Raw genomic sequence first — 19,128 nt, 5'->3', positions numbered from 1 at the left:
CGGCACGCCGCCCGGCCTGAATCTTCTCGACCCCAAGCAAATCGAGCCTGCGCTGCGGGCCGGATATGAGCGGGCGAAGATCGAAGCTCCCAAGATAAAGGCCTTTTGGGCATAGGCGCGATGACGGCTTTCTTAGCTGTAGAGCGTGCACATGGGCCGCAAATCATGGGCCGCAAATCCGGCTGGTCGCTTGCGCTCAGCCGAAAAGCAGGAACATTATGAGAACGAATTGAGTCCCAGGAGCCGCTCCCATAGACGGCGCGGGCGTCCGCAAGACCCCTTTCCCGTCCGCCGCCCTGGCGGCTCTATCGATGAGGACGATGATGGCCCGTCAACCCAGCGCCAGACGGAAGAAGGCAGCCCAAGCCCCCGAATTGGCGTTGGCTGCTCCCACGGCAGAGCCTATGCCGGAAGTTGTCGTGGCCCCTGAACCCGCGCCTGTTCCGGCCGCCCCGACGCTTGTCGCCGAGCCGGTCCAGGCAGAGCCCGTCCGGGTGGTGGAAGAGCCAGCCGCCGAGCGCGACGATGAGGAGCTGCGGCCGGCGGGCCGCCCAATGGCGCGCTCGAGGCTCGCCGGGCTTCCGTCGCTACCGCCAAGGCGGCTCTATCGGTGATGCGCCGCGGCTTGTCCACCCACGCGCTTGCCTTCGACGAAAATGGAACATGCGCGACGAACGGCTATCCCTGCCCCCCGAGCTCGCCGAGCACGAAGAGAGCTTCGGCGTCACCGATGCCGCCGGCTACGGCGACGTTGGCCATGACGGGCTCGTGCCCAGGCGCATAGGCGACACCTTCTGATGCTGCCGGCCTCGCCGCGTCCACATGCTCGGCCGCCGGAGGGGTGCGGAGGTGGTCGGATAGGTCGCGCATGGGGGCCTCCGTGAACGCCGGGAACGTCGGTAAGGGCGGCGCGTTGTTACGCCATCCGATGGAGGGCACCACCATGGCCAACCAGGTTGCCGTCGAAAACTCCGGCGAGAGGGACTACCCGGAGCACGAAAGGACGTTCAAGCACTTCGTCACCGTCGTCATGTGGGCCATCATCCACATCGCCGTCATCTTGGTGCTCTTGGCGGTATTTCTGCTCTGACCCGCCGACGCGTCGAAACTGCCCCGATTTCGTTGATCCGGATGATGCGCCGCATCTGTCCGCGCCCGAGTGGCAGGCCAAGGTCGCCGCGGCGCCGGTGAAGCGCGGCCGACCAGTGGCGGGGACCCGAAGCGGCAGGTGACCCTGCGGCGCGACGCCGACGTCCTTGATGGCCTGCGCGCCAGCCGAGCTGGCTGGCAGACCCGCGTCAAAACGGCGATCCGCGAATGGCTCCAGCGGCAGCGGAGTGATGGCAGCGGAGAAGCGCTACCGCCTCCCCACAGGTGGATGCGCATGGGCTACCGCCTGGCTTCATAGAGGCAGGAGAGACGGCTGCCGAGGAAAGACATGACGGAATCTGCGGAGACGACCTCGCGTCAGAAGCGTTTGATATCGATGCCGTGCTTGCGCAGGGCATAGCCCACTTGGCGAGGGGTGAGCTTGAGCAGCCGAGCGGCCTTGGCTTGCACCCAGCCCGCCCGCTCCATGGCCTGCATGAGCTGTTCCTTCTCGGTCAGGTGCGGCGACGTCTCGCCCCGAAGCTCGGGGGCCGCCGGGCGCAAAGCCATGGGCTCGACGGTCGACGGCGGCGTCTCCGGCCGCAGCGGCGCCGACACCGCAGGGACGCCTCCGATCGCCACGGAAGCGGGCTTCGGCACGCTCCCCTTCCACAGGATGGCGGACAGACATTGTCCGCTTTCGCAGGCGAAATCCTGCTGCACGATCACGTCGCCCCGCGCCAGGGTGGCCGTCCGGCGAACGCAGTTTTCGAGCTCGCGAACATTGCCCGGGAAATAACAATGGGTCAGGACATTGATCGCGGATCCCGAGAACGCCAGCGCGCGCTTGTTCTCGCGATTGAACCTGCCGAGGAACGACTTGGCGAGCTTCGGAATGTCGCCCGGCCGCTCGCGCAACGGCGGCAGGATCAACGGCACGACGCTGATGCGGTAGTAGAGGTCGGCGCGGAACTCGCCTTTAGCTACGGCCTCTTCCAGGTTCCTGTTGGTCGCGCAGACCAGGCGGACGTCCACCTTCAGCGTGCGGTTGCCGCCGACCCGCTCGAACTCGCCCTCCTGCAGCACGCGCAGCAGCTTGGCCTGGAAGGCCGGGGAGATCTCGCCGATCTCGTCCAGGAACAGCGTTCCCTTGTCGGCCAGCTCGAAGCGTCCCTGCCGCTGGCTGAGCGCCCCGGTGAACGCGCCCTTCTCGTGGCCGAAGAGCTCCGACTCGAGCACCGTCTCGGGCAGCGCCGCGCAATTCACCTTCACGAAGGGCTTGCCGTTGCGGGGCGACAGCTCGTGAATGGCGCGCGCAAACAGCTCCTTGCCGGTGCCGCTCTCGCCGCGCAGGAGCACGGTCGAGTTGGAGCGTGCGACGGTCTGCGCCATGGCGATCAGGTGCTTGACCTGCGGGCTGTCGCCGACGATGCCGACGTAGGGCGCCGGGCTCTCGCATGACGCCGCGTCCTCGTGGAGCGCCTTCTCGAGACGGTGCGTCTCCGCGATGAGCCGATCGCGGTCGCGCGCCACCATCTCGTAGAGCCTCACCGCCTGGCCGACGAGGTTGGCCACCATGGTCAGGAAGCGGACATCCTCGTCGAAGCGGAAATAGGCGCTGCCGTCCCAGATGCGGTCGATGGAGAGCGTGCCGATCACGCGGGTATCCGCTTTGATCGGGACGCCGATGAATGAGACCTTGGCCTCGTCTGCGGGCTCGAACAGGTCGACCTGGCCGCCGAACAGCGGGTCCGCGCTCACGTCCTGCACCACCAGGGGCGTCGCCGTCGCAACGATCCGATCGATGGCCTTCTGCGGCACGCGGGCGCGGATCTGCGTGGCCACCTGCGGCGTCCACCCGGTCGTCGCCACCATGTCCGGCTCGCCCTCCTGATCCAGGATGACGATCATGCCGTGCCGCATCTGGAGCATGGACGAGAGCACATTGACCACGTTGGCGAGCGTAATCTCCAGGCGCCGCGGCGCCGTCAGGATCTTGGAGATCTCGTAGATGCCGATGAGCGCGATCTCCGCCGAGGTTCCGCGGGAGCGCGGGCGCGTGGCCGCGGCTCCCGGCGGAGGCGCAGGCTCGCCGGGGGCAGATGGCGCCGGCACGCTTCGCGGAGCCGCCGCGGAGACCGCCGCCGGGCTTGCCGGCCGTGGCCGCAGCGGCGCAGCGTCAGCCTGCGGCGCCCCCGGTACCCCGCGGCGCGCGCCGGGCGCCGGCGGGGCGGAGGGTGTGGTGGCCGACGGCTGGCGCCGCTCCGGTTCGGCGTTGGCTGTGGGACGCGGCACGCGAACCTGATAATAGAAATCGGTCATGGAGTGCTCCCGGAGCGGCGGAGGCGCCAATCGCGCGGGCGCCGCCGCTCTGTCCCATTGTCCTGGAGCATGTCCGGTCGGGTGGGCTCACCTGATCGCGAAGTGCCCCAGATTCAACTCCACAAGACGAGAGCGGCCAAACGAGGCCGGTTCTCCTTACGCGATGGGGCAAGCCGCCATCCGCGGAATTCAAGGCAAGCCGCGTGCCAGCCTCGGCGTCCGAGCAAAGTTGCGAGCGATTCCAAGCTGCGCCGCGTCGCCCCATGACCGCGATTGTCGGATTCACGACAGGCGGCCGCCGACATAGTGTCGGATATCCGCCATTCACCGGCGCTGTGCGCGCCCAGTCCCGGAGCGCCGGGCACCGACAGGTCGGTCGAAGGCCGTGGTGGCCTTGTGGTTGTCGGCGCGCCGCCCACGCGGACGAGCGCCGGCCACAACTGGCACGGATGTCGCTATCCCGCCGGCATCGAAGCGACGTGGACACGGCCATGCGGAACGAAAACGGCTTCACACCTTCGCAGCACGTCCCGATCGCGATCGTGCTCGGCACCAACGACATCGCGTCCGCCGTGGCTCACCGCCTGTATCTGGACGGCTACGGCGTCGTCTGCTCGCGCGACCCGGCGCAGCCGGTGCTGCGCCGCTCGATGGCATTCGACGACGCGCTGGAGACGGGAGTTGCGGAGGTGGAGGGCGTTGTGGCCTATCCCGCGGATTCGCTGGTCGAGCTGCTCCGCACGTTCGTCGAGCGTACCAGCATCTCGGTTACGACGATGGAACTGGGCGATCTGCTCTGCCTCGGCTTCATCGACGTGCTGATCGATGCCCGCATGAACATGCGTTCGCCGAAGGTGGACATCCGGCCGTTCGCCAGGGCGACCGTCGGGCTCGGACCGGGCTTCACGGCCGGCCGGCATGTCGATGTCGCCATCGAGACGGCGCCCGGGGTGATCGGCGTCGTGCGCGACGGCAGCACGCTGGCCGCCCACGGCCGCTCAGCGCTGCTCGGGGGCGCCGGCCGCGAGCGGTTTGCCCGCGCGCCCGCGGCAGGGCTGTGGCTGACGTCCGCGTTCATCGGCGAGGGCGTCGTCAAGGGCCAGCCGATCGGCACGTGCGGCCGCATGGTCGTCCATGCGCCGCTGAGCGGGCGCCTGCGCGGCCTGGTGCGCTCGGGGATCGACGTCAATGCCGAGGTCAAGCTGGCGGAGGTCGACCCGGCGCTCGGCCAAGGGGTGAGCTGGCTCGGCATCGCCGAGCGGCCGCGGGCGATCGGGCTGGCGACGATCGATGCGCTCAAGACCTTGCGCGAGTTGCGGCTCTCCAGCGCGAGAGAGACGGCGCACTGAGCAGCGCCGGACCGTGAGAGCTGATGGTGCTGCACGCTGATGACGTCGCAATGGTGGTCTGACGGATTGATCGAGGCGCTGCTGGCCGAGGACGTGCCTCACGGCGATCTCACGACAGAGATGCTCGGCATCGGCAAGGCGTCGGCCCGCATGAGCTTCTCCCTGCGGGAGGCCGGCACGGTGTGCGGGACCGAGGCCGCCCTGGCTTTGATCCGCCGCGCCGGCGGCGACGGCGAGGTTCTGGCGCTATCGGGCTCCCGGGTGGACGCCGGCCAGATGCTGCTCGCGGCCTGGGGCACGGCGGACGCGATCCTGGCGGCCTGGAAGGTCTCGCAGACGCTCGTCGAGTATCTGTCGGGCATCGCCACTGCGACGGCCGCCATCGTCGCCGCCGCGAGGTCTGTCGATCCGACGGCCGTCATCGCCGCCACACGCAAGACCTTTCCGGGCGTGCGCCGCCTCATGGTCGAGGCGATCCGCGCCGGCGGCGCACAGCCTCATCGCCTGGGCCTGTCCGAGACGCTGCTCGTCTTTCCGGAGCACCGCGCGTTCATGGCGGACCCCGTGGCCGCCATCGCCGCGCTCCGTGACGCCGCGCCGGAGAAGAAGGTGGTGGTCGAGGTCGCGACACTCGATGAAGCGGCGGCGCTTCTCGCTGCCGAGCCGGACATCCTCCAGTGCGAGAAGATGCCCCCGGAGACTGTATCGGCCGTTGCGGCGCTCGTCAGGCAGCGGGGGCTTGCGACGCGCGTCGCGGCGGCCGGAGGCGTCAATGCGCAGAACGCAGCCGCCTATGTGCGGGCCGGCGCCCGGATCCTGGTGACGTCGGCGCCGTACTGGGCCCGCCCGGCCGACGTCAAGGTGACGATCAGCGCCGACTGACCCCCAGCCTCAACCGAACTTGAACAGCACGCCGTAGCCACCGCGCGGGTAGTTCCATTCGATGTCGCCGGTCGGCTCGCCGATGATCCGACACGTGCCGCATTCGACACAGCCGTCGGCGCTGATCTCCACCTGCCCCTTGTCGTTCAGCTCGTAGCAACGCGCCGGGCACGCCTTGAGCAGGGAGAGCAGGGCCGGCGACGGCACCTCGTGCGGCCGCACCTTGATATGGGCGCGGCCCGCATCGACCAGGTAGCGGTTGTGAAACAGCTTGTCCTCGACACGCACGGAGAGCTCGGTGCTCATATGACGATCTCCTTCGGATGGGCTGGCACATCTGTCCTTCGGCTCACCGCCACGCGCGGCCCAGGCGCAGCGCATCGCCGAACAGGCCCGGCCACGAGCGCGCGGCGACGAACGATTTGAGCGTGAGCTTCTCCTTCTCCCGCTTCGGCGTGCCGTCGACGCGCACGAAGCTCTGCATCGCCTTCGACACCAGTTGCGGGTAGGTCAGAAAGAAGTTCTGTGACTGGGTATGCAGCAGCGCCGGCATATCCTTGTATTTCTTGAGATCCTTCATGATGAAGGACTCGTCGATCAGCTTCTTGTACAAAGCCAGGTTGGCAGCCGTCATCGGATCGCGCCGCGACTTCACCTGGAAGATGGCCTCGGCCGCCAGCCGACCGGACGTCATCGCCAGGTTGGAGCCTTCGCGATGGACGGCGTTGTTGAGCTGTCCGGCATCGCCGACGACGACCCAGCCATCGCCGTAGAGCTGCGGGATGGCCTTGTAGCCGCCCTCCGGGATGAGATGGGCGGCGTACTCCTTGACCTCCGATCCCGCGATCAGCGGCGCCACCGACGGATGCTGCTTGAACCGCTCGAGGACGCCGTAGGGGGTCTCGCCGGTCCGCTGGAACTCGGAGACCAGGCAGCCGATGCCCAGCGAGATCGATTCCGTGTTGGCATAGATGAAGCCCATGCCGGTCATGCCGCTCGATATGGTGCCGACCGCCTCGATCACCGTGCCCTGGTCGCCCGAGAGGTTGAAGCGCGCCTCGACGGTCTCGCGCGGCAGGAAGTGCATCTCCTTGACGGCGAGGGCGACGTTGCCGGCCTTGGGGATCTCGCGCAGGCCGGCGCGGGTGCCGAGCAGGCCGCTCACCCCTTCCGCCAGCACGACCACGTCGGCGTGCACCTCGCCGTCGCGCCGGTCGGTGCGGACCCCGATCACCTTGCCTCTCGCGTCCTGCACGAGCCCGGTCACGGTCGTCTCGCACAGGACGATGGCACCGGCTTCCTGCACCTTCTTGGAGAACCACCGGTCGAACTGGGCCCGGATGATGGTGTAGCGGTTGGGCCGCTCCTCGTTGAAGTCGTCGGACTTGTAGTGCAGCCCCACGTGGGAGCGGTCGTCCATCATCCAGAAGCGCTGCTCGACCAGGTGGCGCTCGAGCGGCGCGTCGTCGCGAAAATCGGGGATGAGCTTCTCCAGCATGTCGGCATAGAGGATGGCCCCCTGCACGTTCTTGGAGCCCGCGTACTCGCCGCGCTCGAGCTGGAGCACCTTCAGGCCGCGCTTGGCCAGGGTCAGCGCCGCCGCGTTGCCGGCCATGCCCGCGCCGACGACGATCGCATCAAATCGTTCCTCGATCATGGCGTTGTCTCCTAGCTGGCCATGCGGTCGCGCGAGTGCGGCGACAGGCGCTTGCGGAAGGCTTCGGTCAGCGCCGGCAGCAACCGGATCGCGTCGGTGACGATGCCGACGTGGGCGAAGTCGAAGATCTGCGCGTTCCTGTCGGTGTTGATCGCGACGATGAGATCGGCGCCCTCCACGCCGACCCGATGCTGGATCGCGCCGGAGATGCCGGCGGCGATGTAGAGCTTCGGCCGGATGGTCTTGCCCGTCTGGCCGATCTGGCGGTCCGACGTGACCCAGCCCTTCTGGACCAGCGGCCGCGAGCAGCCGAACTCCGCGCCGAGCACGCCGGCGAGCTGGCGCACGAGCTGAAAGTTCTCCGGTGAGCCGAGCCCCATGCCGCCGGCAACCACCACGTCCGCATAGGCGAGGTTCGACTTGGCCGAGTCGCGGTCCGCCACGAAGCTCAGCACCTTGGTGACGATGTCGTCCTCGACCATGCCGAGCGGATGCGCGATGACGCGCCCGACCGGCTTCTCGACCCGGTCGGGCATCGCCATGACGCGGGGCCGCACGGTCGCCATCTGGGGCCGGTAATTCAGCGTGTAGATGGTGCACAGCAGCGAGCCGCCGAAGGTGGGGCGGGTGGCGGCGAGCGAGCCGTCGGCGTCGACGTCGAGCGCGGTGCAGTCGGCGGTCAGGCCGGTGAGCAGAGTGGTCGCCACCGCGCCGGCAAGGTCCCGGCCCAGCGTCGTCGCTCCGAGCAGCAGGATCTCCGGCTTGAAGGTGTTGACGAGGTCCGTCATCGCCTTCGTGTAGCTTTCGTTGCGATAATCGGTGAGCACATCGTCGGCGACGAGATAGGCGAGATCGGCGCCGTAGCAGAACGATTCCGCCACGACCTGCCTGGTCGCCTCGCCAGGCGGGCCGAGCACCACCGCCGCCAGCTCGACCCCGAGCTTGTCGGCCAGCTTGCGGCCGGCGCCCATCAGCTCCCACGATACCGGGTGGGCCTGGTCGCGCTCCTGCTCGATGAAGACCCAGACGTGCTTGTAGGCCTTGAAGTGCTCGGGCAGCTCCTTCTTGGTCGCGGCACGCCCGCCGGCGGCGGGCGTGGAGGCTTTCGGCGGCTCGGTCATCTGCCTCGTCCCTTCGCTGGATCAGAAACCGCGCGCCAGCGCGGTCAGCTCGGCCTCGAGCTTGGGCTGGCGCTTGAAGATCTCGTCGATGAGTGCATCCGCCGGCAGCTGGCCGGCGGCCGCTTCGACCAGCGCCGCCTTCTGGGCCCGCGGCGGCGGCGCAAAGACCTTCTTGACGATGGTCGGGGAGCCCTTGAGCCCGCACCTGGTGATGTCCTCGACGCCCGCGTCCTGCGCGCTCCAGCGGACGATCTCGCGGCGCGCGGCCGTCAGCGCATCCGTCAGCGAACCGCGGCGGATCTCGTTGGTCGCCTCGAGCATGGTGATCAGGCACGGCAGCTTGCTGCGCAGCACCTGCACCCCGCCCTCCGCGCGCCGCTCCACGTCGATGCTGCGCGCCTGGGGGTCGACCGCCTCGATCCGGGCGACGTAGGTGAGCTGGAGCAGGCCGAGGCGCTTGGCGATGCCCGGGCCGACCTGGGCGGTGTCGCCGTCGATGGTCTGCTTGCCGGTGAAGACGATATCGGGCGCGCCGAAGGTGGCGCCGATCTTGCGGATCGCCGTCGCCAGCGCGTAGGTCGTCGCCAGCGTGTCGGCGCCGGCGAAGAACCGGTCCGTCAGCAGCACGGCGCGATCGGCGCCGAAGCTCAGCGCCTTGCGCAGGCTGTCCTCGGCCGAGGGCGGCCCCATGGTGAGGACCGTGACCTCGCCCCCCAAGGCGTCGCGCAGCCTGAGCGCCTCTTCCAGCGCGAACAGGTCGTAGGGGTTGATGATCGTCGGCACCCCCTGCCGCATGATGGTGTTGGTGACCGGATGGACGCGGATCTGGGCCGAGTCCGGCACCTGCTTGATGCAGACGACGATGTTCATGCGATGACTCCGCACCGGCTGGAGCATTTCGCCATTGGATGAGAGCATCCAACAGCAGATAAATACTCGTTACGTCTTGAATTCCGAGCGCTTCTCTTTGGGTCGGCTGGTTCCGTCCAATCGCGGAGCGCTCCGGTTACTTGAGCATCTCGAAGGGCACGAAGTTCGCCGGCCTGGGCGGCGCCACCGCATCCTTCAGCACCTTGAAGACGCGTTCCTCGATCGGCGTCGACGCGACGAAATCGGCGTAGGCCCGCTCCAGCACCGTCTTGCAGCGGGCTGAGACGTCATCGTCGGGCTGCCCGTCGAAGTCCTCCTGGACGAGATACTGGCCCATGCGCCGCAGGATATGCAGGCGCGCCACGTTGATGACCTTCGCGTCATAGTCGACGCCGAGCAGGGTGAAGAAATCCTCGGCCGAGGAGGCCGCCTTGAGCCTGTCCAGCACGCTGGCCTCCGCTCGTCCCGACACCGCCACGTCATCCATCTCCGCATCTCCCTCAACAACAGGTCACGTCGGCGGCAGCGGCCAGATGGTCGGCCTCCTCCCGGCCCGCCGGGCCGGCCCCGACGCGCAGCCGCCGCTGCACGTGGGCGAGGCGCGCCTCCAGGAACTCGACGCGATCGAGCACGACGCCCAGCGCCTCGCCCACCGGGTCGGGCATCAGGTGATGGTCGAGGTCGATACGCCCCACGATCCGGCGGCGCCGCAGCTCCGGCTGCACGACCTTGGCCGGGATGCCGACGACGGTGACGCCCGCGGGCGTGCTCACGATCACCACCGAGTTGGCGCCGACGCGCGTGCCCCGGCCGACGGTGATCGGCCCGAGAATCTTGGCGCCGGCGCCGACGATGACGCCGTCTTCCAGGGTCGGATGGCGCTTGCCGGGCGACCAGGACGTGCCGCCCAGCGTGACGCCGTGGTAGATGGTCACGTCGTCGCCGATCTCGGCCGTCTCGCCGATGACCACGCCGGCACCGTGATCGATGAAGAAGCGCCGGCCGATCGTCGCGCCGGGATGGATGTCGACGTTGGTCAGGAAGCGCGCCAGCCACGACAGCAGCCGGGCCGGGAAGCGCCAGCCGGCGCGCCACAGCCCGCCGGCGAGTCGATGCCAGATCACCGCATGGACGCCGGGGTAGACGAGCAGCGTCTCGACCTCGCCGCGCGCCGCAGGATCGCGCGAGCGCACGCAGCTCACGTCCTCCCTGATCAGCTTGAGCAGGCCCGGGCCCGGCGACGCTTGCGTCGCTGCAACGGGCTTGGGCGCTGTGGGCTTGGGCGCTGTGGGCTTGGGCGCCGTGGGGCGTGAGATGTCGAGCATGGCGGCCTCAAGCGCAGTTCGACGGGACTCGGCCGCGAACCTCGCGCCAGATCGCCGCCAGCGTGTCGGCGCCCACCGGCCCCTTGTGGGCGACGGCATGGGCACGCACGCGAGCAAGGATGGCCTTGGGCTCGTCGGCGCTGGTCGGCAGGTTCAGCTCGGCCAGGGACGCGACGATCGCCGACAGGCCGGAGTGCTTGCCGATGGCGAAGCGGTGGGAGCGGCCGAGCAGGATCGGGTCGAGCGCCTGATAGGTGCGACGGTCCTTGAGCAGGCCGTCCACATGGATGCCCGACTCGTGGGTGAAGACATGCTCGCCGACGATGGCCTTGTTGAGCGGGATGGCCCTGGCGGCCGCAGTCGCGACCACGGCGGCGACGTGGCCGAGCTCGGTCAGCACCGTGCCGGTCCGGCGGCCGCCGAGCTGCTGGAGCGCGACGGCCACCTCTTCCAGGGGCGCGTTGCCGGCGCGCTCGCCGAGGCCGATCACCGTCACCGACGCGTGGGTGGCCCCCGCCTTCACGGCCGCCAAGGTATTCGCCGTGGCGAGACCCAGGTCGTCATGGGCATGGATCTCGATCTCGAGGTCCGTGGCCGCACGCAACACGCCGACGAGCGCATAGGTCGAGAAGGGATCGAGCACGCTCAACGTGTCGGCAACCCGGAAGCGGCGGGCGCCGGCCGCTTTGGCCACGCCCATCACCTCGATGAGGAAATCGACATCGGCCCGCGATGCGTCCTCGCCGCCCACCGCTACCTCGAGCCCCCTGCGGCGGGCGTAGTCGACGACGCGCGCGGTGGTCGCAAGCGCGGTGGCACGGTCGCCGCGCAGCTTGGCGCCGATCTGGATGTCCGAGACGGGCACGGACAGATTGACCATGGAGACGCCGGCCTGCAGGGCCGCATCGACATCCTCGGTCCGCATGCGGCACCAGGCGATCGTCCGCAGTGGCAGGGCAGCCTCGACGATGGCCCGGATCGCGGCGATCTCCTCCCCGCCCATGGCGGGCGTGCCGGCCTCGATCTCGGTGATGCCGGCGCGAGCCAGGGCGCGCGCGATCGCCACCTTCTCGGTGCTGGTGAAAGCGACGCCCGGCGCCTGCTCGCCGTCGCGCAGCGTCGTGTCGTTGAGGACGACCGGCGCCGGCGCGGGCGCGTCGGCACACGCGAAGCTGGCGGCGGCAGCGCCATTCTCGGTCCTATCAGGCATCGGCTTGATCATCGGTGACACCCGGAACTGGATCTTCCGATTCGCTTTCAGCAACCGCTGTGCCAGCCCCATCGATCGGGGCAACAGCCTGAAAGAAAACCGTTTTCTGCATCAGGCGACGATTGTCGGAATCGCGACAGCGTCGCAAACGTGACGACCGGCACGAGGCTTTCAACGCGACGTGCGGCGCAGCCGCACGACCACGTCGATGCGCCCGATCACATAGCCTTCGGGCGGCGCGGGCAGCTCTCCCAGCACGGCTTCGGTGAGGGGGATGTCGAGCAGAACATCCTCGCCTTCGACGTAGAAATGATGGTGGTCGGCCACGTTGGTATCGAAGAACGACTTCGAGCTGTCGACGCCGATCTGGCGCAACAAGCCGGCCTCGGTGAATTGATTGAGCGTATTGTAGATCGTCGCCAGAGAGACGTGGATGCGGGCGGCCGCTGCCTCCTCATAGAGGGTGTCGGCCGTGATGTGGCGCTTGCCCTGCGCGAACAGGATGGCGCCGAGCGCCATGCGCTGGCGCGTCGGCCGCAGGCCGGCGCGGCGCAGGAGGTCCGCACATCTGACCCACGCCTGGCTCCGGGCGGCCCGGCCGCGGACTGCGACGGCCGGATGTTCCATGCTCAGCGGCCCGAAGGCCAATTCGGTCGGCGGTATCGTCATCGGTGATGTCCTGTCGGTTCCGTCTCTCCCAGCTCCAGAGCCCGGCGCCGATGCGCCAGGCGGCTCTCGCCGCTTTCGTCGCCGAAGCAGAGGTCGAAGTCGCCGCACTGCGAGCACACCGGGGTACTGCACATGACGAAGCCGTCGTCCTCGCACAGTATGCGGTAGAAGAACCGCTTCCAGCGCATGTTCTTGGTGTTGCGTGCCGCGATCGGCCCGAAATGCCGGTTCAGCAGCCGGCCGAGCTCCGAGCGGTCGCGCAGCCCGAGATCCTCCCACAGGTGGTTCGGCTCCATGGCGCGCCGGGCGATCATGGCCGCGAGCCACCGTCCGGTGTCGCCTTCGCTCGAGCGGTGGGCGAGCAGCAGGTCGCGAACCATGGCAATCTCGTCGTCGTCCAGCGCCGCGGCCGGTTCGCTCCAGCGGGCGACGCACGCGAGGACCGATGGAAACCACTGCGCGACGAGGGCGGCGAATTCAGCGCCCGTAAGACCGACCTGCTCGGCGAGCGCGGGCCCGTCCATCGCTGCGGCGGCCAGGATCGACGCCAGGACGTGCTCGTCGAAGCTGCCGCCGTCGTCGACGAGGGCGGTGGCCGGCTCGCGGCCGGTGAGCGCCGTGTAGAGCGTGCGCCCGACGTGCTCGCCGCCGCCTGGCCGCAGCGACCCATGCGCGGCATCCTCGTGCTGTTCAATCGCGATCACGTGGGCGCTCCTGGAACGGCGGGGAGCGGGACGCCGGCCGCTGGTGAGAGCGGCCGGCGTGTGGCGGAGTTTGCTCAGGCGGTGGCGAGCTCGGCGGCGGTCCTGCCGATCTGGCTCTCGTCGACGGCCTTCATGATGCCGTGCTCCATCAGCATGTCCTCCAGCTCGTCCATGGTGATGGGGGTGGGGATGATGCCCTTGCCGGCGTTGTTGTGGATCTTCTCCGCCAGCGCCCGGTAGTGCCCGGCCTGGACCGAGTCGGGCGCGTACTCCAGCACCGTCATGCGCCGCAGCTCGGCGTGCTGCACGATGTTGTCGCGCGGCACGAAGTAGATCAGCTTGGTCCCCAGCTTCTTGGCCAGCGCCTCCGCCAGCTCCAGCTCCTTGTCGGTCTGGCGCTCGTTGCACACCAGCCCGCCCAGCCGCACGCCGCCCGAGTTGGCATACTTCAGGATGCCCTTGGAGATGTTGTTGGCCGCATACATCGCCATCATCTCGCCGGACATGACGATGTAGATCTCCTGCGCCTTGTTCTCGCGGATCGGCATGGCAAAGCCGCCGCACACCACGTCCCCCAGCACGTCGTAGGAGACGTAGTCGATGTCCTCGTAGGCGCCGTTCTCCTCCAGGAAGTTGATCGAGGTGATCACCCCGCGCCCGGCGCAGCCGACGCCGGGCTCGGGACCGCCCGACTCCACGCAGCGGATGTCGCGGTAGCCCACCTTCATGACATCCTCGATCTCCAGATCCTCGACGCTGCCGGCGTTGGCGGCCAGGCTCAGGATGGTGTCCTGGGCCTTGGCGTGCAGGATCAGGCGGGTGGAGTCGGCCTTGGGGTCGCAGCCGACGATCAGGATCCTGTGACCCATCTCGGCCAGCGCCGCCAAGGTGTTCTGGGAGGTGGTCGACTTGCCGATGCCTCCCTTGCCGTAAAACGCGATCTGTCGCAGTGACGACATGCTCGTCTCCTTCAAAACCGATTGCCGATTTGCAAAACCGATTGCCGATTGCCTTGCGCCCGCCGCGCGGCCGGGGCTTCACGCCCCGCGCCACCGGCGCTCTTCATCGCTCTGGAACAGGCCCGCGGGTTACGGGAAGGAGTACACCGCTCGTTTCCACGTAGGCGTGCACTCAGCCCTCACTCCTTCGACCGATCCTCCATCAGCAACCAACATGCCAATGCTTTGCAAAAGCGTAAGCGGTTGGCCGACCAGCAGAAATTGGCGGCGGCACGGGTGTCGGGATGTTCCGAACCCGACAGAGGGCATGCGGCTGTAGGAAACAACACAGAGGGCGGTGCTCACGTCGGCGTCGGATTCTTTGTTTTGCTTCGCATTTTCGTTCGGAAGCCTCGGTTCGCACCTCCGGAACGGAACTTGCTGTCGCCTTCACGGGGCGCGGTCCGCTGCGGTTGCGCAGCCGTCCGGTGCGCGAATTCGTGAGGGCACAATGCAGATCGGTGTTGAAACGTCCAAGGCGGTCGATCAACGGCGCGTCTTCGTCGTCGACGACGACGAAATCACCCGCGCCGCACTGCAATTCATGCTGCACGACGAGATCGAGACCCATGAGCTTGCCACCCCCGAGGAGGCCTATGCGAAGGGGGTCGACTGGCTGACGCCGCATGTCGTGCTTCTGGGCGTTTCATTCCTCAAGGCCCGCGGCGGCGGTCTGATCGCCGAGATCGCCGACAGGTTCCCGGGCGTGCGCATCCTCGTCGTCTGCGACAAGGCGGACGAGACGACCGCGGTCGACGGCATGAAGGCCGGTGCGCACGGCGCCCTGGTGAAGCCGCTGACCCTGGAGGGTGTGCGCAAGAAGGTGGACACCATCCTCGGTCGCGGCGGCGCTGCCCCGCTCGTGCAGCTCGGCCTTCTGTAGGAGCGCGCCTTGACCACCGTCGTCTTCCATCAGAAGCCCGGCTGCCAGACGAACGCGCGCCAGCGGCAGATGCTGGAGCGCGCCGGCCACACCGTCGTGGCCAAGGATCTGCTGTCCGAGCCCTGGACCGCCGAGCGCTTGCGCAGCTTCTTCGGCACGACGCCGGTCGCATCGTGGTTCAATCCGGCCGCACCGCGCATCAAGTCCGGCGAGGTCGACCCGTTACGGACCGACGCGGACACGGCGCTGGCGCTGATGATCAGGGATCCGCTCCTGATCCGCCGGCCGCTCGTCGAGGCGGAGGGACAACGGTGTGCGGGCTTCGACCGCGAGCCGGTCACGGGGCTGCTCGGCCGCGACGACGAGGCCGACCTCGAAAGCTGCTCGCGGCCGGGCTCCGCAAGCCGGGCCTGCCCGGAGCCTGCGCGTCAGGTCCTCTACAATTCTACGTTAGGCCGGCCGCTGACCGACGGCCATCTCACGATGCGACCCGCCTATCCCGGTCGGCAGCGGCGCAGACTTCAGGACGAAGAGCCATGAGACCAGCAACCTCGAGATCACGCGTGCCGTATCGCTGTATCGCCGTCGACGCCGCGATCGCCCTGCTGCAACAGGGCGATGTCCTCGTCCTGGATACGCGGGACGCCGACTCCTTCCACACGTCGCATGTGGACGGCGCCCAACGCGTCACCATCAACAACCTGTCGGCCATCATCGACGATGCGGAGCGGAGCCGGCCAGTGCTGATCTATTGCTATCACGGCTACAGCAGCCGTGAGTATGCCCAGGTCTTCGCCGATTTTGGCTTCACCGAGGTCTACAGTATCGACGGCGGTTACGAGGCGATCGCGATACGCGCATCAGGCAGGACCAGGCCCAGCGCTCCCTTGGAGCAGTGGCTCTCGCGCCATGGCTTCGTCTCCGGCGACGTCAATGCGGTGGTCAAGAACCACACGACCCCTTTGATGAAGGCGACGCTGGACGGCGATGCGGCCGTCGTCCGCCTGCTCATCCAGGCCGGCGCCCGGGTCGACACGTTGAACGCCGACGGCAACAACGCCCTGTGGTTCGCCTGCGTCGGCAATCACCTCGATCTCATCGATGTGCTGGTCGAGGCCGGAATGAACATCGACAACCGCAACGACAACGGCGCCACCCCGCTGATGTATGCGGCCTCCGCCGGCAAGGCCGCCGCCGTCGAGCGGCTGCTGGCCGCGGGCGCCGACACCGCGGCCGAGACATTGGACGGGTTCTCGGCGCTGGACCTGGCGTCGACCGAGCAGTGCCTGGCGATGCTCCGCCGTGCGACCGGCACCTTGCGGCGCCGGGTGATGGAACAGGCCTGGTGATCCCGCCATGCAGATCGACGACATCATCGACAGCTTCTCCCTGCTCGACGAGTGGGACGACCGCTACCGCTTTGTGATCGAGCTCGGCCGCGGGATGCCGCCGCTGCCGGACTCTGCGAGGACCGAGGCCAACAAGGTCCGGGGCTGCACGAGCCAGGTCTGGCTCGCGACGACGGTCACGCCCGACCACGGGGGCCCGGTGCTCGACTTCATCGGCGACAGCGACGCCCACATCGTGCGCGGCCTCGTCGCGATTCTGCTGGCGCTCTATTCGGGCAAGCGGGCGCCCGACATCCTCGCCACCGACGCCATCGCGCTGTTCGAGCAACTGGGCCTGCGCGAGCACCTGACGCCGCAGCGCTCCAACGGCTTCCGCTCGATGGTCGAGCGCATCCGCGCCGACGCACAGGGCGCCCTCCAGCGCGCCGCATAGGGCGTCGCTCTGCCCAGGACTCTTTGAGTGGATGGATGGTCGGGTCAAGCCCGACCATGACGCTGGAAGGCTTGCGCCTTACTTGATGCCGTCATGGTCGGGCTTGACCCGACCATCCATCGACTTGAAAGCCAAAGCCGACGCAGCCAATCGCACATTCATTGCAAATGAGCTGAAGCAAGCGACTAGAGCGGGATGGTCCTCTTCAAATCATCATCCCGCTCTAAGCTTTTGTTTTGCTCTAGCGCGTCAGCACCAGCGCGAGCCGCTCCACCAGCCTGCGGTGCTTCAGATGCGTCTCGACGATCTCGTCGACGTCCGCGGGCGTGGTCGGCCGGTACCAGACGCCCTCCGGATAGACCACCATGATCGGCCCTGCGCTGCAGAAACCGAGGCAGCCGGACGCGGTGAAGCCGACCGTCGCGTTGAGCCCTTCGGCCTCGATCGCCTTCCCCATCCGCTCCCACAGGGGCTGCGCCCCGGCCGCGCCGCAGCTGCCGCGCGGATGGCCGGGCGGACGCTGGGTGAAGCAGGCAAAGGCGTGGCGCTCGTAGACCTGCGGGATCTCGATCGGGCTGCCGTCCTCCGCCGTGATCATGCCGCCGATGCTCCGACGGCGCCGTTGGCCACCAGCGTCGCCAGCTCGCCCGTCCGGTGCATCTCGCGAACGATGTCGCAGCCGCCGATGAACTCGCCCTTGACGTAGAGCTGCGGAATCGTCGGCCAGTTGGAGAACGTCTTGATCCCTTCGCGGATGAAGGGATCGGCCAGCACGTTGACGCTGTTGAACGGCACGCCGAGTTGCGTGAGGATCTGGACGACGGCCGCCGAGAAGCCGCACTGGGGCGCCGAGGGCACGCCCTTCATGAAGAGAACGATAGCGTCCTTGGCGATGATTTCGCGGATGCGTTCGTCAGTGGCAGTCGACATTGGCACGACCTCTCAGGTTGACAGGACTGGCTCAGGCCGACGGCTTTTCCTCGCCATCGTCCCGCTCTCAGGTATGGGGGCCGCTCTAGTCGGGCACGATCGTCTCCAGGGCGAGCGCGTGCAGCTCGCCCCCCATCCGGCCCTGGAGCGCGCCGTAGACCATCTGGTGCTGCTGGACGCGGCTCTTGCCCTTGAACGCCGGCGACGTGACCCGGGCGGCGTAGTGGTCGCCGTCGCCGGCCAGATCGACGACGACGACGTACGCGCCCGGGAAGGCCTCCTTGATGAGGCGTTCGATTTCCGACCCGGCCATGGCCATGGCGTGCTCCTGCAGCAGAGATGAGGCGCATCAACTGGCCGAAGCCGTCCTCAGTTGATGCGCTCCGGCCTTGCCAGTGCAAGCCGCAAACCAACTTCGGCCAAGCGGCGAAGACCATGCGGAGACCGGGCTTTCGGCAGGCGTCGAGAGACGGGCCCCTGTCTGCTGTCCGACACCGGACACGGCGCCTGTCTCGGACGCGACGCGCACGGGAGGCTTTGATTAGATGGACCATCCATCGACTTGAAGGCCAAACCCTTTGCCATGGCGCAAGCGATCACGACTGGCGCCAGTCTTGCGACGGCCGCGCATCACCCATCGCACAACGGTGCCATCCATGAGCAACGTCAGGCCATTGGCGAGGGAGCCGGACGCCATCGATTTCGGCGATCTGCCCGCCGAGATCGGCGCGCTGCTGCAGCAAGGGGTCGCCGCGTATCGGAGCGACTACGGCCGCGCCGACGAGCTGTTCCGGCAGGCCCTGGCCGCCGCGCCCACGGAGCTGCCGAGCTACTTCTGCCTCTACAAGATCCACACCTACCGCGGCAATCTGGACGAAGCCCGGGCGGTCGCCGAGCGCGGCTTGAAGGAGGCCGCGCGGCAGGCCGGATGGCCTCCCGACTGGCGCCACTGGGTGCCGGAGCCGGTGCTGCCCGACGGCGCCGGCCGCTTCGCCCTCTATACGCTCAAGGCCCTCGCCTTCATCCATCTCAGACGGGACGAGCCACCGCTGGCGCGCGACATGCTCCAGGCGCTGGCCCGTCTCGATCCGGCCGGCGCGGTGGGCTGGCCGGTCGTCGCGGCGCTCGCGGAAGGATTGGCCTGACATCCGGCATCGGTTCGCCAATAATCTGGCATCGCCTTTGCAGATAAGCGCAGATCACATCGTCCTGCCGACGCGAAGGACAGCCGGCCGACGTGCAGCTGTCCTTGCGCCGGACTACGGCTGCAAAGTCTTGCGCAGCCCCGCAGGCCACGCGTTGCAGGATCGCCGCATCGCGCCCGGTGTGGCGCCGCG

24 protein-coding genes and 1 pseudogene (1 of these 25 only partly in view) are annotated in these 19,128 nt (G+C 68.2%); 10 read left to right on the top strand and 15 right to left on the bottom strand.

Translation table 11 applies throughout. From position 1 onward, the window contains the following. Nucleotides 1-115 carry the end of a patatin-like phospholipase family protein gene (locus ACZ5PO_RS11585; RefSeq protein WP_464193477.1) on the top strand. Its footprint begins 881 nt before the window's first position, so only the last 115 of its 996 coding nucleotides appear in the window; its start codon lies off the left edge, out of view; it ends in the stop codon at nucleotides 113-115. A gap of 563 nt (nucleotides 116-678) precedes the next feature. On the opposite strand, the gene ACZ5PO_RS11580 is transcribed toward ACZ5PO_RS11585, so the two are convergent. Further along, nucleotides 679-870: a hypothetical protein gene (locus ACZ5PO_RS11580; protein ID WP_464193475.1), complete on the bottom strand. Its 192-nt coding sequence runs from the start codon at nucleotides 868-870 to the stop codon at nucleotides 679-681. Between ACZ5PO_RS11580 and ACZ5PO_RS11575 the strand changes: the two genes are divergently transcribed. Then, the gene (locus ACZ5PO_RS11575) at nucleotides 869-1,090 is read left to right on the top strand and encodes an aa3-type cytochrome c oxidase subunit IV (RefSeq protein WP_464193473.1); all 222 of its coding nucleotides are present in this window, start codon (nucleotides 869-871) and stop codon (nucleotides 1,088-1,090) included. The genes ACZ5PO_RS11580 and ACZ5PO_RS11575 overlap by 2 nt on opposite strands. 69 nt (nucleotides 1,091-1,159) lie before the next feature. Beyond that, nucleotides 1,160-1,408: a BrnA antitoxin family protein gene (locus ACZ5PO_RS11570; RefSeq protein ID WP_464193471.1), complete on the top strand. Its 249-nt coding sequence runs from the start codon at nucleotides 1,160-1,162 to the stop codon at nucleotides 1,406-1,408. A gap of 59 nt (nucleotides 1,409-1,467) precedes the next feature. On the opposite strand, the gene nifA is transcribed toward ACZ5PO_RS11570, so the two are convergent. Beyond that, nucleotides 1,468-3,411, bottom strand: coding sequence for a nif-specific transcriptional activator NifA (gene nifA / locus ACZ5PO_RS11565; RefSeq protein WP_464193469.1), 1,944 nt, complete (start codon nucleotides 3,409-3,411; stop codon nucleotides 1,468-1,470). A gap of 491 nt (nucleotides 3,412-3,902) precedes the next feature. Here nifA and ACZ5PO_RS11560 point away from each other — a divergent pair, with 491 nt between their 5' ends. Both ACZ5PO_RS11560 and modD read left to right on the top strand, forming a co-directional pair. Beyond that, the gene (locus tag ACZ5PO_RS11560; RefSeq protein WP_464193467.1) at nucleotides 3,903-4,760 is read left to right on the top strand and encodes a hypothetical protein; all 858 of its coding nucleotides are present in this window, start codon (nucleotides 3,903-3,905) and stop codon (nucleotides 4,758-4,760) included. 39 nt (nucleotides 4,761-4,799) lie between these two features. Continuing rightward, complete coding sequence (gene modD, locus ACZ5PO_RS11555; RefSeq protein WP_464193465.1) at nucleotides 4,800-5,642, top strand: ModD protein; 843 nt, start codon at nucleotides 4,800-4,802, stop codon at nucleotides 5,640-5,642. Nucleotides 5,643-5,651: 9 nt separating this feature from the next. Here the strand turns inward: modD and ACZ5PO_RS11550 are convergent, their stop codons facing one another. The 10 genes from ACZ5PO_RS11550 to nifH form a co-directional block, all read right to left on the bottom strand. Next, the gene (locus ACZ5PO_RS11550) at nucleotides 5,652-5,948 is read right to left on the bottom strand and encodes a ferredoxin family protein (RefSeq protein ID WP_464193463.1); all 297 of its coding nucleotides are present in this window, start codon (nucleotides 5,946-5,948) and stop codon (nucleotides 5,652-5,654) included. Between the two features lie 43 nt (nucleotides 5,949-5,991). Then, nucleotides 5,992-7,299, bottom strand: a complete 1,308-nt coding sequence (locus ACZ5PO_RS11545) for an FAD-dependent oxidoreductase (protein ID WP_464193461.1) — start codon at nucleotides 7,297-7,299, stop codon at nucleotides 5,992-5,994. Nucleotides 7,300-7,310: 11 nt separating this feature from the next. Continuing rightward, complete coding sequence (locus ACZ5PO_RS11540; protein WP_464193458.1) at nucleotides 7,311-8,420, bottom strand: electron transfer flavoprotein subunit alpha/FixB family protein; 1,110 nt, start codon at nucleotides 8,418-8,420, stop codon at nucleotides 7,311-7,313. A gap of 21 nt (nucleotides 8,421-8,441) precedes the next feature. Continuing rightward, a complete protein-coding gene (locus ACZ5PO_RS11535) occupies nucleotides 8,442-9,290 on the bottom strand; it encodes an electron transfer flavoprotein subunit beta/FixA family protein (protein ID WP_464193456.1) in 849 nt (282 codons plus the stop codon). A 136-nt stretch (nucleotides 9,291-9,426) separates the two neighbouring features. Beyond that, nucleotides 9,427-9,768: a nitrogenase stabilizing/protective protein NifW gene (nifW, locus tag ACZ5PO_RS11530; protein ID WP_464196808.1), complete on the bottom strand. Its 342-nt coding sequence runs from the start codon at nucleotides 9,766-9,768 to the stop codon at nucleotides 9,427-9,429. Between the two features lie 22 nt (nucleotides 9,769-9,790). Then, nucleotides 9,791-10,615, bottom strand: coding sequence for a serine O-acetyltransferase (gene cysE, locus ACZ5PO_RS11525; protein WP_464193454.1), 825 nt, complete (start codon nucleotides 10,613-10,615; stop codon nucleotides 9,791-9,793). A 7-nt stretch (nucleotides 10,616-10,622) separates the two neighbouring features. Then, the gene (gene nifV / locus ACZ5PO_RS11520) at nucleotides 10,623-11,825 is read right to left on the bottom strand and encodes a homocitrate synthase (protein WP_464193452.1); all 1,203 of its coding nucleotides are present in this window, start codon (nucleotides 11,823-11,825) and stop codon (nucleotides 10,623-10,625) included. A 171-nt stretch (nucleotides 11,826-11,996) separates the two neighbouring features. Beyond that, nucleotides 11,997-12,494 (bottom strand): iron response transcriptional regulator IrrA, encoded by a 498-nt coding sequence (gene irrA, locus ACZ5PO_RS11515; protein WP_464193450.1) that lies wholly within the window; start codon nucleotides 12,492-12,494, stop codon nucleotides 11,997-11,999. Then, a complete protein-coding gene (locus ACZ5PO_RS11510; RefSeq protein ID WP_464196806.1) occupies nucleotides 12,491-13,195 on the bottom strand; it encodes a nitrogen fixation protein NifQ in 705 nt (234 codons plus the stop codon). Before ACZ5PO_RS11510 ends, irrA begins: the two co-directional genes overlap by 4 nt. Nucleotides 13,196-13,272: 77 nt before the next feature. Next, entirely contained in the window at nucleotides 13,273-14,157 is an 885-nt protein-coding gene (gene nifH / locus ACZ5PO_RS11505; RefSeq protein WP_464193357.1) for a nitrogenase iron protein, read from the bottom strand. A 490-nt stretch (nucleotides 14,158-14,647) separates the two neighbouring features. Between nifH and ACZ5PO_RS11500 the strand changes: the two genes are divergently transcribed. From ACZ5PO_RS11500 to ACZ5PO_RS11485, 4 genes and pseudogenes are all read left to right on the top strand, one after another. Continuing rightward, complete coding sequence (locus tag ACZ5PO_RS11500; RefSeq protein ID WP_464193447.1) at nucleotides 14,648-15,079, top strand: response regulator; 432 nt, start codon at nucleotides 14,648-14,650, stop codon at nucleotides 15,077-15,079. A gap of 9 nt (nucleotides 15,080-15,088) precedes the next feature. Then, a pseudogene (locus ACZ5PO_RS11495) lies at nucleotides 15,089-15,502 on the top strand (ArsC/Spx/MgsR family protein); the annotation flags it as partial. A 140-nt stretch (nucleotides 15,503-15,642) separates the two neighbouring features. Then, nucleotides 15,643-16,428, top strand: coding sequence for an ankyrin repeat domain-containing protein (locus ACZ5PO_RS11490; protein WP_464193445.1), 786 nt, complete (start codon nucleotides 15,643-15,645; stop codon nucleotides 16,426-16,428). Between the two features lie 7 nt (nucleotides 16,429-16,435). Continuing rightward, nucleotides 16,436-16,861 carry a SufE family protein gene (locus tag ACZ5PO_RS11485; protein ID WP_464193443.1) on the top strand — a complete coding sequence of 142 codons (426 nt, stop codon included), beginning with the start codon at nucleotides 16,436-16,438 and terminating at the stop codon, nucleotides 16,859-16,861. A 241-nt stretch (nucleotides 16,862-17,102) separates the two neighbouring features. On the opposite strand, the gene ACZ5PO_RS11480 is transcribed toward ACZ5PO_RS11485, so the two are convergent. The 3 genes from ACZ5PO_RS11480 to ACZ5PO_RS11470 form a co-directional block, all read right to left on the bottom strand. After that, a complete protein-coding gene (locus ACZ5PO_RS11480; RefSeq protein WP_464193441.1) occupies nucleotides 17,103-17,459 on the bottom strand; it encodes a (2Fe-2S) ferredoxin domain-containing protein in 357 nt (118 codons plus the stop codon). Next, nucleotides 17,456-17,791: a Grx4 family monothiol glutaredoxin gene (grxD, locus tag ACZ5PO_RS11475; protein ID WP_464193439.1), complete on the bottom strand. Its 336-nt coding sequence runs from the start codon at nucleotides 17,789-17,791 to the stop codon at nucleotides 17,456-17,458. The genes ACZ5PO_RS11480 and grxD overlap by 4 nt, the downstream gene beginning before the upstream one ends. An 85-nt stretch (nucleotides 17,792-17,876) precedes the next feature. Further along, nucleotides 17,877-18,110, bottom strand: a complete 234-nt coding sequence (locus tag ACZ5PO_RS11470; RefSeq protein WP_464193437.1) for a BolA family protein — start codon at nucleotides 18,108-18,110, stop codon at nucleotides 17,877-17,879. A gap of 337 nt (nucleotides 18,111-18,447) precedes the next feature. Between ACZ5PO_RS11470 and ACZ5PO_RS11465 the strand changes: the two genes are divergently transcribed. Further along, on the top strand, nucleotides 18,448-18,936 hold the full coding sequence (locus ACZ5PO_RS11465; RefSeq protein ID WP_464193435.1) for a tetratricopeptide repeat protein: 489 nt from the start codon (nucleotides 18,448-18,450) through the stop codon (nucleotides 18,934-18,936). Nucleotides 18,937-19,128: the final 192 nt, after the last annotated feature.

Source organism: Chelatococcus sp. KU-N122, from assembly GCF_055391085.1.
The sequence above is the reverse complement of the archived record's forward strand: the minus strand, read 5'-3'. Positions and strand labels throughout refer to the sequence as shown.

Excerpts from the sequence above, each read along its gene's own strand:
- nifA (WP_464193469.1), bottom strand. The coding sequence starts at position 3,411 with ATGACCGATTTCTATTATCAGGTTCGCGTGCCGCGTCCCACAGCCAAC.
- ACZ5PO_RS11485 (WP_464193443.1), top strand. The coding sequence starts at position 16,436 with ATGCAGATCGACGACATCATCGACAGCTTCTCCCTGCTCGACGAGTGG.
- ACZ5PO_RS11500 (WP_464193447.1), top strand. The coding sequence starts at position 14,648 with ATGCAGATCGGTGTTGAAACGTCCAAGGCGGTCGATCAACGGCGCGTC.
- nifV (WP_464193452.1), bottom strand. The coding sequence starts at position 11,825 with ATGCCTGATAGGACCGAGAATGGCGCTGCCGCCGCCAGCTTCGCGTGT.
- ACZ5PO_RS11540 (WP_464193458.1), bottom strand. The coding sequence starts at position 8,420 with ATGACCGAGCCGCCGAAAGCCTCCACGCCCGCCGCCGGCGGGCGTGCC.
- ACZ5PO_RS11465 (WP_464193435.1), top strand. The coding sequence starts at position 18,448 with ATGAGCAACGTCAGGCCATTGGCGAGGGAGCCGGACGCCATCGATTTC.
- modD (WP_464193465.1), top strand. The coding sequence starts at position 4,800 with ATGACGTCGCAATGGTGGTCTGACGGATTGATCGAGGCGCTGCTGGCC.
- ACZ5PO_RS11550 (WP_464193463.1), bottom strand. The coding sequence starts at position 5,948 with ATGAGCACCGAGCTCTCCGTGCGTGTCGAGGACAAGCTGTTTCACAAC.
- irrA (WP_464193450.1), bottom strand. The coding sequence starts at position 12,494 with ATGACGATACCGCCGACCGAATTGGCCTTCGGGCCGCTGAGCATGGAA.
- ACZ5PO_RS11575 (WP_464193473.1), top strand. The coding sequence starts at position 869 with ATGGGGGCCTCCGTGAACGCCGGGAACGTCGGTAAGGGCGGCGCGTTG.
- ACZ5PO_RS11580 (WP_464193475.1), bottom strand. The coding sequence starts at position 870 with ATGCGCGACCTATCCGACCACCTCCGCACCCCTCCGGCGGCCGAGCAT.
- cysE (WP_464193454.1), bottom strand. The coding sequence starts at position 10,615 with ATGCTCGACATCTCACGCCCCACGGCGCCCAAGCCCACAGCGCCCAAG.
- ACZ5PO_RS11560 (WP_464193467.1), top strand. The coding sequence starts at position 3,903 with ATGCGGAACGAAAACGGCTTCACACCTTCGCAGCACGTCCCGATCGCG.
- ACZ5PO_RS11545 (WP_464193461.1), bottom strand. The coding sequence starts at position 7,299 with ATGATCGAGGAACGATTTGATGCGATCGTCGTCGGCGCGGGCATGGCC.
- nifH (WP_464193357.1), bottom strand. The coding sequence starts at position 14,157 with ATGTCGTCACTGCGACAGATCGCGTTTTACGGCAAGGGAGGCATCGGC.
- ACZ5PO_RS11480 (WP_464193441.1), bottom strand. The coding sequence starts at position 17,459 with ATGATCACGGCGGAGGACGGCAGCCCGATCGAGATCCCGCAGGTCTAC.
- grxD (WP_464193439.1), bottom strand. The coding sequence starts at position 17,791 with ATGTCGACTGCCACTGACGAACGCATCCGCGAAATCATCGCCAAGGAC.
- ACZ5PO_RS11535 (WP_464193456.1), bottom strand. The coding sequence starts at position 9,290 with ATGAACATCGTCGTCTGCATCAAGCAGGTGCCGGACTCGGCCCAGATC.
- ACZ5PO_RS11470 (WP_464193437.1), bottom strand. The coding sequence starts at position 18,110 with ATGGCCATGGCCGGGTCGGAAATCGAACGCCTCATCAAGGAGGCCTTC.